Source organism: Psychrobacter sp. Pi2-51 (assembly GCF_904846665.1).
Lineage (GTDB): Bacteria > Pseudomonadota > Gammaproteobacteria > Pseudomonadales > Moraxellaceae > Psychrobacter > Psychrobacter glaciei.
The window spans coordinates 79,907-91,363 of record NZ_CAJHBP010000006.1 but is presented as its reverse complement, the minus strand read 5'-3'; the positions used below and the strand labels follow the sequence as shown (position 1 = coordinate 91,363).

Genomic DNA, 11,457 nt, shown 5'->3' with positions numbered 1-11,457 from the left:
ATGACTAAACTTACTGTTTTTAACATCGAACTGTCTAAAAAATAGTCTCTGTCAGTGCCATGGTCGAATGTTCAACACGCCCTAGTGACTCTCTTATACATACCTTGAGCAAGCGCCTTAACTGTCATCGCCTGACTTTGTACAAAGCCATTGCACTTAGGCAGGTCATCATCCATATCTTGGACTCGGCGATTATAAAATAGATGCATGCTAGGTTCAGGTAGCGCGGCGACATTAGGGAGATTTGTCGTGGGTATTAATATGAGGTTTCCGCCCACTGCTGTTTCTATACTGGGTTTATTGCAGCGCGTACACAGCCCGCGGCTAATATTTGGCGGAAGTTTCCAACGGCGGAATTTGGTTCTAATCAGGTTTAACTTACTCACATCCGATTTGAGTAAAATCGTTACATCATTATACGCTTGGCCAGTGAATTCTTGGCAAATAGTACAGTGGCAGATAAAGCGGCCGATGGGCTTATTATTGATAGTATAGGTGTTGCTAGAACAGGAGCAAGAGCCTTCCTGTGGTATAAATTCGCTGCTCATTGGTCAATCCTTATCAACAAAGTTGTTATTATTTATCGTACTCAAAACATAGCACTATCTTAGCTTACTATAGTCGGTTCAAGATGATTTAGATACAAGAAAGGCGTGTGAAAATACTACACATAGTAGACTGAGCAAGCCTGACCCCTTGTCCAATTTTTATAGGATTGACTGCACTATAAGTATTGCTACGGGTAATCATAAATACCCTTATTTCTGTTTGGGTAATGATAAAGGTTTACACTCGGTCTAATTTTTGTTTAAATAGTTTAACTAATGAAACTTTGTTCCGCATGGCAGAACATTCTAAATGCCCATCAATTAGACAAATTACTATTTTTGACTCAAAACGCTTTATTTGTAAGGTTTTGATAGAAGGTAGGCTACGGTTTATTTATGACAGAAATTACTATACTATTACAGGTCTGTAACGCATTAACATTTAAATGTTGATGCAGTTAGATGTATTAAACTGATTATTTCAAGGATGAATGCAATGCTCAAATTCACAAAATCTCCGTTATTTTTATCAGCGATGTTAAGTGCCACTCTAGGCCTAACTGCATGCTCATCGCCAAGCTCAGAAAGCACTGACAGTACGGAAACAGACAGTGCTGCCACTGCTGATGCTACTGCCGCCGATAAGCTAGATACCAAATTTCTTACCATCGCCACAGGCGGGGCATCTGGTCCTTATAACATCATTGGGACGTCATTGTCCGAAATCTATGTCAAAACTTTTGGGGTCAACTCAAAGACACAAACCACGGGCGCATCAGTCGAAAACGTCAATCTATTGACCCAAGGTAAAGTCGATATGGTATTGGCGCTCAGTGATGTGGTCACGGACGCAGTCGAAGGTAAAAATAACTTTGATAAGCCGATCGCTAACATTCAACAAATTGCTGTCTTGTACCCTAATGTGGTGCAAATCGTCACCACCAAAAAATCCGGTATCAAAAGCATTGAAGACTTACGAGGCAAGCGCATCGCTGTAGGCGATCAAGGCTCTGGAACGGAAGTAAATGCGCGAACTTTATTAGAAGGGTTTGGCATCACGTATGATGATGTCACAGTCGATTATTTGGGCTTTTCTGAAGCGGCTGATGGTATGAAAGCAGGTAAAATTGAAGCGGCTTTCTTTAGCAGTGGTCTTCCGAACTCTTCATTGATGGAGCTAGAGCAGGGCTTAGACTTGCAATTGATTACCATCAACCAAGACAAGCTAAAAGAAATCATTGCGACCAAGCCTTACTTCAAAACCTTTGAGATTCCTGCTGGCACGTATGGCAACGAAACCGCTATTCCAACCGCAGCAATCATGAATGCTCTGTTGGTTAGCTCTGATCTATCTGAAGCTGATGGTTATAAGTTAACCAAAACATTATTTGAGAACTTGGAAGGTCTAAAAACAGCACACCAAGCGGCAAATGATATCAGCTTAGAGACTGCCCGTGAAGGCATGGTCGCCCCAATCCATCCTGGCGCTAAAAAGTACTATGACGAACAAGCAGCCAAATAATTCATTATGGCTATCAACTGGCGCAGCATTTATTGCCGCGCTGGTTTTTTTTACGCTATGGATGGGCTTTGTTCTCCAGCCTGTGGTCGAAGTGCGGATCAAAGGGCTAGAGGGGTCTGACGATAAGGTGTGTTACTTCGTCGAGCCTGATTTTCAGCTACGCTGGATACATTCTGTAGAAAAGCAATGGTGGGAGGAGCAATACCAACGTGAGAGCGATGGCCTGCTGCTGACCACCACGTATTTTGAAGCTTTTGGCGCAGGTACACCCTCAACCGAAGCGCTTGCTCCCATACAAAAACCTGGCTATCTGGGTTATCAAATCAATGAAAAGCTCCCTAACTTAAATTGGATCGTATCCAGACTGACCAAAGGCGAGATTGATTATGGCGACCACCGTGTTTTGATTCACCAGATGGTGCCGGACTATTCTGAAGTAGTGATCATGCCTAAGACGTATGGTTTAATTGATAGACTTAAAAAGGACTTGTGTCATGAACTCCCAAGTGACGGATCACGGTAGCGTAACTACCATGCCAGACGCTGATGTTGATAAAGATGCTGAGGCAGATGCGATCAACAAAGCGGTATTGGAAAAATATGACCGAGAGTCAATCACGCGTCATATCACCCAAGGACCAGTGAAGTATCTCATCGCTGGAATTTGTATACTCTATTCCCTTTTTCACTTATATATTACTTTTAATCCGATGCCAGCATTGCTACAACGCTCTGTACACGTGGGCGTTGGTTTTGCATTAATATTTTTGATTTTCCCTGCTAGCAAAAAAAGTAGCCGAAAAAGTGTGGCATGGTATGACTGGATTTGGTTTGCGCTGTCTTTATCTGGCATGGGCTATCTGATTTATGAGTATCAAGACATTGTGACCTCGCGTGGCGGTATGGCAAATCAGGTTGATGTGATATTTTCACTGATTACCGTGGTCTGTGTACTAGAAGGCAGTCGCCGAATCACTGGTTGGATTTTGCCGATATTAGCAGGGATATTCTTAGCGTATCCATTTGTCAGTCATTTGGATTTTATGCCCGATCGGCTACTGACTCGCCCTTATGATATGGGTGATATTTTTGGTCAACTATTCTTAAAAACGGAAGGCTTGTATTCGGTTGCGATTGGTGCATCAGTCACGTTCATTTTCTTGTTCATTCTCTTTGGTGCGTTCTTAGCACGCTCAGGAATGGGACAGTTATTTAATGATTTGGCACTGGCCATCGCTGGTCACAAAAAGGGTGGGCCTGCAAAAGTAGCGGTCATCTCTAGTGGTTTTATGGGCAGTATTAATGGCTCTGCGTTATCGAACGTGGTCAGTACCGGTGCCTTTACCATTCCGTTAATGAAAAAGGTCGGCTACCACAAAGATTTCGCGGGTGCCGTTGAGGCGAGTGCCTCTGTTGGCGGGCAGATATTGCCACCGATTATGGGTGCGAGTGCGTTCATTATGGCGGAGACCACAGGCTTGCCGTATAGCACGATTGCATTAGCAGCATTACTACCAGCGATTTTGTATTACTTGGGCGTCATTGCGCAGGTGCATTTTCGCGCTGGACGTCGTGATTTAAAAGGCATCGCTAAAGAGAACTTGCCAGCAGTAAAAGAGGTGCTAAAAGCGCGCGGTCATATGCTATTACCGATTGTCTTTTTGGTTTTCTTATTAATCAGAAATGTCCCTGTCGGTTATGCAGCGGCTTATACCATTGGTTTTACGGTTGTAGTCAGTATGCTGCGAAAAGAGACTAGAATGGGCTTTTCCGACATTTTGGGGGCATTAGAAGATGGCGCTCGCCAATCGCTTGCCGTGATGGCTGCTTGTGCGGTCGTCGGTATTATCATCGGGGTCGTGAGTTTGACCAGCTTTGGTACGGTCATGACGTCATCTATCGTAACGCTAGGCGCAGGGTCGTTATTCTTTACGCTTATTTTAACGATGCTTGCCTCAATGGTTTTAGGTATGGGATTACCGTCTATTCCGGCCTATATCATTACCGCGACGATGGCAGCGCCTGCATTAGCAGGTTTTGATATTCCGATTTTGTCAGCGCACATGTTTGTTTTCTATTTTGGTATCTTTGCCAATATCACACCGCCTGTATGTCTGGCAGCCTTTGCTGGTGCGGGTATATCCGGTGGCGATCCGATGAAAACAGGATTTTTATCGCTGAAACTAGCTTTGGCTGGATTCATCGTACCGTTTATGTTTATCTACAATCCAACGATGCTGATGATAGATCCAACAGGTTTGGCAGTTACGGCGAAAGATTTCCCATTGCCGCCTATTATCGATATCATCACGGTGGTAGTGACTTCAGTGACGGGTGTCATCGCGTTAAGCTCGGCACTCGAAGGATACTTCAGAGGCGGTATGAATACACTGACTCGTATCATCTTAGCTATTGGTGCTTTACTATTGATTTATCCTGAGATTACCACTGGTATCGCAGGTGGGATTATTGTCCTTGGTATTGCTATGTTGAATATAAAAACGAACGGAAAGCCAACACCAACTTTAACTGTTTAAAGCGTTGGCTTTGAAAGCTTTAAAGCCTTTAAAGGTTTATTAAAGTCACAAAAAAAGGGTGAATAACAAATCTGTTATTCACCCTTTTTCTATTCTTAGGATATGTCTTAGCAACTAGTCTCACATCACTTTATTGCTAAATTAGCAGCCAAGTTTGCCTTCAGCTTCTAATGCTTTTTTGCTGCGAATTGGTGCAGGGCAATCTTCGCCATAGTATTGACGATCTGCGAAGTAGCTTGAGCGTACCATTGGGCCTGCCCAAATGCTAAAGAAACCAATTTTTTTGCCGTAGTCCATATAGCGTTGGAACTCATCTGGATGGACATAACGGTCAACGGGCGCATGATTTTTACTAGGCTGTAGATACTGACCAACCGTAATCATGTCTACGTCATGGGCTTTTAGATCATCAAGTAGTGCATAAATCTCTTCTTCAGTTTCACCAAGGCCGACCATGAAGCCACATTTGGTAGCGATATCTGGACGACGCTCTTTATACAGCTTGAGCAAGTCGAGTGAATGCTGATAATCAGAACCCGGACGGAACGCTTTATATAGGCGTGGCACGGTTTCGATATTGTGGTTAAAGACATCTGGTGGCGTTTCAGTTAGCAAGTCTAATGCTACTTCCATACGACCACGGAAATCAGGAACCAATATCTCAATCAAGCAATTTGGGCTGAGCGCTCTGGCTTCATTAAGCACTTCAACAAAATGAGCAGCACCGCCATCTTTTAGATCATCGCGATCGACGGAGGTAATAACCGCATACTTCAGTTTTAGACCTAAGATCGTCTCAGCCGTATGACGAGGTTCGTCGGCATCGAGATTGTTAGGGCGACCATGTCCGACATCACAGAAAGGACAGCGACGGGTACAGATATCACCCATAATCATAAAGGTGGCTGTACCATCAGCGAAGCACTGTGGCAAGTTTGGACAAGCCGCTTCTTCACAGACGGTATAGAGCTTTTGCTCACGTAGCGTTGCTTTGATGCGAGCCACTTCAGCAGGTGATGACATTTTGACCCGAATCCAATCTGGCTTTTTCTTCGCCTCGATGGTCGGGATCACTTTAATTGGGATACGGGCAACTTTATCGTAGCCACGTAGTTTTTCTCCCTGAACTGCTTTTTTGGGTTTAGCTTTGGCAGCAGGAACGTGTGTTTGTACGGCTAATGAGCTCATAGTCTTATCCTAAACCCTGATAATCCTAAACCTTTGTAGGATAAGGGTTTTGTTTATTATTTTCTAAGAATAGGTCGTAAAATTCGTATAGGGATTATAGCAAATCTCAGTCTAAATTTCATCCAACCGTTTTATAATACTGTTATTGATTTTTCAGCATTGAAACAGGCCAAGTAACCGTATAAAAATACCTTATATTTTTTTAATAAATATTGACTATGGAGGCGGGAAAGCGCTTTGCTGGTTAACATTTTGCCCATTTTAAGCTATATTAGCGGGGATAATTATTCCATTTGGTACATAGGCGCAGGCTGTCATGCTGACTACCCACGTATTGTGCTAATCCCCAACTAACGAGGACGACTATTGTGTTAGAAGCTTATCGTAAACATGTCGAAGAACGTGCTGAGCTAGGAACGGTTCCGCTACCACTGAACGAAAAACAAGTAGCAGAGTTGGTTGAACTTTTAAAAACGCCACCTGCAGGTGAAGATGCGTTCTTGATGAACTTGCTAGAAAACCGTATTCCTGCTGGTGTTGACCAAGCTGCTTACGTTAAAGCGGCATTTTTAGCGGCGATCCTTAAGGGTGAAACATCTTCACCGCTTATCAGCAAGCAAAAAGCTGTTGAAATTCTAGGCACCATGCAAGGTGGTTACAACGTGCAGCCATTGGTTGCCGCATTAGATGATAAAGAAGTTGCACAAGACGCAGCTGAAGCATTGAAAAAGACGTTGCTAGTATTTGATGCGTTCAATGACGTGACTGAAAAAGCAGAAGCGGGCAATACCATCGCAAAAGAAGTCGTTCAATCTTGGGCTGACGCTGAATGGTTCTTGAACCGTGCTGCCGTACCAGAAAAGACCACTTACACGACGTTTAAAGTCACTGGCGAAACCAACACCGATGACTTGTCACCTGCGCAAGATGCATGGAGTCGTCCAGACATCCCATTGCATTCATTAGCCATGCACAAAAACTCTCGTGACGGCATCAATGCTGATGACGAAGGCGTTGTTGGCCCAATGAAGCAGATCGAAGAGCTGAAGAAAAAAGGCCATCAATTGGCTTATGTTGGTGATGTCGTCGGTACAGGTTCTAGCCGTAAGTCTGCGACCAACTCAGTACTTTGGTTAATGGGTGATGATATCCCTAACGTGCCAAACAAACGTGGCGGCGGTCTAGTACTTGGTAACAACATCGCGCCTATCTTCTTTAACACTATGGAAGATTCTGGCGCATTGCCAATCGAAAAAGTGAATGTTGATAACCTAAACATGGGTGATGTATTTGACATCTATCCGTATGAAGGCAAAATCACTAAGCATGACTCTGATGAAGTATTGTCTACGTTCAAGCTAAACTCGCCAACTTTGCTTGATGAAGTTCGCGCTGGTGGCCGTATTCCATTGATCGTTGGTCGTGGTTTGACCAACCGTGCTCGTGAATACATGGGTCTTGGTCATTCAGACATTTTCGCTAAGCCAGAAGAGCCAGTTGATACTGGTAAAGGCTTTACTCTAGCGCAAAAAATGGTTGGTAAAGCTTGTGGTCTAGAGGGCGTACGTCCTGGTATGTACTGTGAGCCTAAGATGACTACGGTCGGCTCTCAGGATACGACTGGTCCGATGACGCGTGATGAGCTAAAAGATTTGGCTTGCCTAGGTTTCCAAGCAGATCTAGTGATGCAGTCATTCTGCCACACTGCTGCTTATCCAAAGCCAGTTGACGTTGAAACTCAGCACACACTACCTGACTTTATCATGAACCGAGGCGGCGTAAGCTTACGTCCGGGCGATGGTATCATCCACTCATGGTTGAACCGTATGTTACTTCCAGATACCGTTGGTACTGGTGGTGACTCGCATACTCGTTTCCCAATGGGTATCTCGTTCCCAGCGGGTTCTGGTCTGGTTGCATTTGCAGCAGCGACTGGTGTTATGCCACTTGATATGCCTGAGTCTGTCCGTGTACGCTTCGTTGGCGAACGTCAGCCTGGTATCACGCTACGTGACTTAGTGCATGCTATTCCTTATCAAGCGATCAAAGAAGGTCTCTTGACTGTCGATAAGAAAGGTAAAGTCAACGAGTTCAACGGCCGTATTCTTGAAATCGAAGGTCTAGAAGACTTGACTGCTGAGCAGGCGTTCGAATTGTCTGATGCGTCAGCTGAGCGTAGTGCTGCTGGTTGTACGATTACTCTATCTGAAGCGTCAGTGACTGAGTATTTAAACTCAAACATCACGCTACTTAAGTGGATGATCTCAGAAGGCTATGGCGATGCGCGTACTATCAGCCGTCGTGTTGAGCAGATGCAAGATTGGTTGGCTAACCCAAGCCTGATGCGTGCTGATGCTGATGCTGAGTACACGATCGATATGACTATCGATATGAGCACGATTAAAGAGCCGATTCTTTGCTGCCCGAATGATCCAGATGATGCTAAGACACTAGCTGACGTCGCTGGTGATACCATTGATGAAGTATTCATTGGTTCATGTATGACCAACATCGGTCATTTCCGTGCCGCTGGTAAACTGCTACAAGATGTACCAGCAGGTAGCTTAAAAACTCGTCTATGGATTGCGCCACCAACGAAGATGGATGCGCGTCAATTGATGGAAGAAGGTTATTACAACATCTATGCACAAGCCGGCGCTCGTACTGAGATGCCAGGTTGTTCATTATGTATGGGTAACCAAGCACGTATCGCACCGAAGTCTACTGCGGTATCGACCTCAACTCGTAACTTCCCGAACCGTTTAGGTCAAGGCGCTAACGTATACCTTGCTTCTGCAGAGCTTGCAGCGGTAGCAGCGGTACTTGGTAAATTGCCAACGAACGACGAATATCAGCAGTATGCTGGTATGCTTGATAGCATGGGCGAGGAAGTGTATCAGTACATGAACTTCGACCGTATGACTGATTATACTGAAGAAGCAGATAAAATTAACGTTGCTCAGTTGACCTAATTTTGGTTAAATTTTAAGTTAAACGTTTTTAAGTTTTAAAAATAAGCCCCGTATCATGATGATGCGGGGTTTTTTATTTTCAATATCAATAATGCATTTAACTATAATCACGACAGGAGTTGTCGTAATAGACATACGTCTATACTCAAAATTCTTAAAATATATGTATAATCAAGAAATAAAATTGTCATAGGAATTAGAATGAGTTTTTCAATAGAAATACTATTAGGACTTTTAGCAGTGATAGCCGCTATTACTGTGCCACTCATTATCTATTTCCTGCAAAAAAGTAAAAAGAGATTGGCTTATGAAGTTGTTTCAAATACACAGTTAGTTGGAGTTAAAAGTGAGGTTCAAAATAAGATTAAAATTTATTATGAAAATAAACTTGTTGAAAATGTACATCTAGTATCAATTAGGATAATTAATAGTGGTAACCAACCGATTTCAATAGACGATTTTGCGAGACCAATCAGTATACAACTTGGTAGTAGTACAAACATTTTGACGTGTGAAGTGTTAGAACAAAGTCCGAAAGACTTAGATATAAGTATTTTAAAAATGCAAAATAGTGTCGAAATTCAACCTCTATTACTTAATCCAAATGACAGTTTTAATTTAAATATTCTTCTAAGTGATTACAGGGAAGAGCTAGAGGTTTCTGCTAGGGTCAAAGGGGTTGCTAAGGTTGAAATTTATAGAGAACCTCCACCAGTTTTAAATCTTATTTTGCTATTTATAATGGGTCTTTCAGTATCTTTATGCTTGCTCTATGTTGTCTTTAAAGACCTTGTGGAGAGTTATTTCGGTACTAATAGTGAAATATTAGTTTATATTATAATAAGCCCTATTATTATTATATTTACTTATATAATTAGTAGCCTTATTGTTGAGATTATAAAAAGCTGTTTTGTGAGGAAAGTTAAAGAGATCAATTCTGAGAAAAATGAGGAGTAATCTTTCTGTAAAATACTCAATATTCTTTTAAATAATATTCATACAAGCCGTTGTTCATACTTCAAGGTACTTTATCAGGTCTCATAATATGATAGGTGTACTGGCTGATTTTTTACACCATCTTCTGTATAATATAGGGGCAGGCGGAAACCGTGGCTCTGCACTCAATCTATCTTTTTTCTCTCGGGACGGACCGATACTTTGATATGCACTTAGGTGCTTTGGAGTCTTGGTTGATTACTTTATCCCCACTCAAACGTCGTATTGTCTACGTGATTCTGTTTGAGATTATCGCAATTATTTCCTCTACCTTTGTATTGATGAAACTGAGCAATAGCGATGCAGCAGACTCTCTACCCGTCGCGATGATGGTATCTCTGGCTGCAATCATTTGGAACTTTGTATACAACACCGCTTTTGAAACTTGGGAGGAGCGCAGGCAGATAGCAGAGCGCACGCTGCTGATTCGTAGTGTCCATGCATTGATATTTGAAATCGGTTTGGTTTTGATCTGTTTGCCGTTATATATGTTTTGGTATCAGGTTGGTTTGCTCCAAGCATTTATAATGGAAGCCGCTTTACTCGTATTTTTCTTGATTTATAATTTTGTGTTTACCTTTATCTTTGACAAGGTATTTACCTTACCTTATCACTATAAGTCAGCATCTGCTTCTTAACCACAGACATAAACGAAAAAAGGGCTACCATATTGGTAGCCCTTTTTTTGATGCTATGGATAGTGAATTATCTGGTTAAGAATAGGTTCAGCCGCCAAATTGAACAGCCTATTACCCAGTTATTTTCCCTGATAAACTGGCTTGCGCTTTTCCATAAAAGCGGTAATGCCTTCTTTAAAGTCATCGGTGACTGCCATCGTATTTTGTTGTTCAACTTCCATATCAAGCGCTTCGTTTAATCCAGAAAAAGCGTGAACATTGATCATATGTTTCATTGATGCCAATGCTTTACCCGGTAATTGACTCAAACGAGTGGCAAGAGCCTGCACACTTGCGTCTAATTCATCTGCGCTGACGACACTATTTACTAAGTCTAAACGTGCCACATCGTCTGCTTTGAGCTTATCACCTAGCATCACCAGCTCAGTGGTCTTGGCAGCACCGATTAATTGATTTAGTAGATAAATACCACCAGCATCTGGAATCAGACCGATATTGACAAAGGCTTGGACGAATTTTGCATTGTCAGCGGCGATACGGAAATCGCAAGTCAGTGCCAGATTCATGCCCGCACCAGCGACCGCACCTTCCAATTTAGCAATAATTGGCTTGTGAATATTACGCAGCTTTAAACTCACTTCAGCGACTTCACGTAGCATAAAATCCAGCTTCGCAACCAATGCCTCAGACTCCATACCGTTCTCTAGCATTTCACCGATATGACCACCACTAGAAAAATTATTGTTTGACCCTTGTAGCACAATCACGCGTACGTCTGCGTCTTTATCCGCTTGATCAAGCGCATCTATCATTGCGTTTTTTAATGGCGTGCTAAAGGCATTTAGGGTCTTAGGATCGTTCATGGTGATGGTAGCGATATGATTTTCGCTTTGATACTCGACTAGAGATGGTGACATCTTGGCTTTCCTTAGTTAAATTAGCTGGGTAATAGAGGGTTCAAAATAGAAGCTGAGCAGGTTTTGTAACAAATAATTCACTATTGATTACTATAGCAGCTTGCTATGATTATAAAAGCAAGTTTTGTGGGCGCTTAGG

Annotated in this window: 9 protein-coding genes; 6 read left to right on the top strand and 3 right to left on the bottom strand. The window is 42.7% G+C overall.

Annotated elements, in window-relative coordinates; all coding sequences use genetic code 11:
* Positions 1-71 precede the first annotated feature (71 nt).
* Positions 72-548 (bottom strand): GFA family protein, encoded by a 477-nt coding sequence (locus JMY08_RS04860; RefSeq protein WP_189584441.1) that lies wholly within the window; start codon positions 546-548, stop codon positions 72-74.
* A 496-nt stretch (positions 549-1,044) separates the two neighbouring features.
* On the opposite strand from JMY08_RS04860, the gene JMY08_RS04855 reads away from it, so the two are divergent.
* Genes JMY08_RS04855 through JMY08_RS04845 form a run of 3 tightly spaced genes read left to right on the top strand, consistent with a single transcriptional unit; the run spans position 1,045 to position 4,607 of the window.
* Positions 1,045-2,070 carry a TAXI family TRAP transporter solute-binding subunit gene (locus tag JMY08_RS04855; RefSeq protein ID WP_201591607.1) on the top strand — a complete coding sequence of 342 codons (1,026 nt, stop codon included), beginning with the start codon at positions 1,045-1,047 and terminating at the stop codon, positions 2,068-2,070.
* Positions 2,048-2,593, top strand: coding sequence for a DUF1850 domain-containing protein (locus JMY08_RS04850; protein WP_189584445.1), 546 nt, complete (start codon positions 2,048-2,050; stop codon positions 2,591-2,593). The genes JMY08_RS04855 and JMY08_RS04850 overlap by 23 nt, the downstream gene beginning before the upstream one ends.
* A 10-nt stretch (positions 2,594-2,603) precedes the next feature.
* Positions 2,604-4,607, top strand: coding sequence for a TRAP transporter permease (locus JMY08_RS04845; protein ID WP_201591851.1), 2,004 nt, complete (start codon positions 2,604-2,606; stop codon positions 4,605-4,607).
* A gap of 141 nt (positions 4,608-4,748) precedes the next feature.
* On the opposite strand, the gene lipA is transcribed toward JMY08_RS04845, so the two are convergent.
* On the bottom strand, positions 4,749-5,795 hold the full coding sequence (lipA, locus tag JMY08_RS04840) for a lipoyl synthase (protein WP_189584448.1): 1,047 nt from the start codon (positions 5,793-5,795) through the stop codon (positions 4,749-4,751).
* Positions 5,796-6,163: 368 nt separating this feature from the next.
* Here lipA and acnB point away from each other — a divergent pair, with 368 nt between their 5' ends.
* The 3 genes from acnB (at position 6,164) to JMY08_RS04825 (ending at position 10,401) form a co-directional block, all read left to right on the top strand.
* A complete protein-coding gene (acnB, locus tag JMY08_RS04835) occupies positions 6,164-8,767 on the top strand; it encodes a bifunctional aconitate hydratase 2/2-methylisocitrate dehydratase (protein ID WP_201591604.1) in 2,604 nt (867 codons plus the stop codon).
* Positions 8,768-8,968: 201 nt separating this feature from the next.
* On the top strand, positions 8,969-9,724 hold the full coding sequence (locus JMY08_RS04830) for a hypothetical protein (protein WP_201591590.1): 756 nt from the start codon (positions 8,969-8,971) through the stop codon (positions 9,722-9,724).
* Between the two features lie 233 nt (positions 9,725-9,957).
* A complete protein-coding gene (locus tag JMY08_RS04825) occupies positions 9,958-10,401 on the top strand; it encodes a PACE efflux transporter (protein WP_227679596.1) in 444 nt (147 codons plus the stop codon).
* Between the two features lie 119 nt (positions 10,402-10,520).
* On the opposite strand, the gene JMY08_RS04820 is transcribed toward JMY08_RS04825, so the two are convergent.
* Entirely contained in the window at positions 10,521-11,318 is a 798-nt protein-coding gene (locus JMY08_RS04820) for an enoyl-CoA hydratase/isomerase family protein (protein WP_201591560.1), read from the bottom strand.
* Positions 11,319-11,457: the final 139 nt, after the last annotated feature.

Excerpts from the sequence above, each read along its gene's own strand:
- JMY08_RS04860 (WP_189584441.1), bottom strand. The coding sequence starts at position 548 with ATGAGCAGCGAATTTATACCACAGGAAGGCTCTTGCTCCTGTTCTAGC.
- JMY08_RS04855 (WP_201591607.1), top strand. The coding sequence starts at position 1,045 with ATGCTCAAATTCACAAAATCTCCGTTATTTTTATCAGCGATGTTAAGT.
- JMY08_RS04850 (WP_189584445.1), top strand. The coding sequence starts at position 2,048 with ATGACGAACAAGCAGCCAAATAATTCATTATGGCTATCAACTGGCGCA.
- JMY08_RS04845 (WP_201591851.1), top strand. The coding sequence starts at position 2,604 with ATGCCAGACGCTGATGTTGATAAAGATGCTGAGGCAGATGCGATCAAC.
- lipA (WP_189584448.1), bottom strand. The coding sequence starts at position 5,795 with ATGAGCTCATTAGCCGTACAAACACACGTTCCTGCTGCCAAAGCTAAA.
- JMY08_RS04830 (WP_201591590.1), top strand. The coding sequence starts at position 8,969 with ATGAGTTTTTCAATAGAAATACTATTAGGACTTTTAGCAGTGATAGCC.
- JMY08_RS04820 (WP_201591560.1), bottom strand. The coding sequence starts at position 11,318 with ATGTCACCATCTCTAGTCGAGTATCAAAGCGAAAATCATATCGCTACC.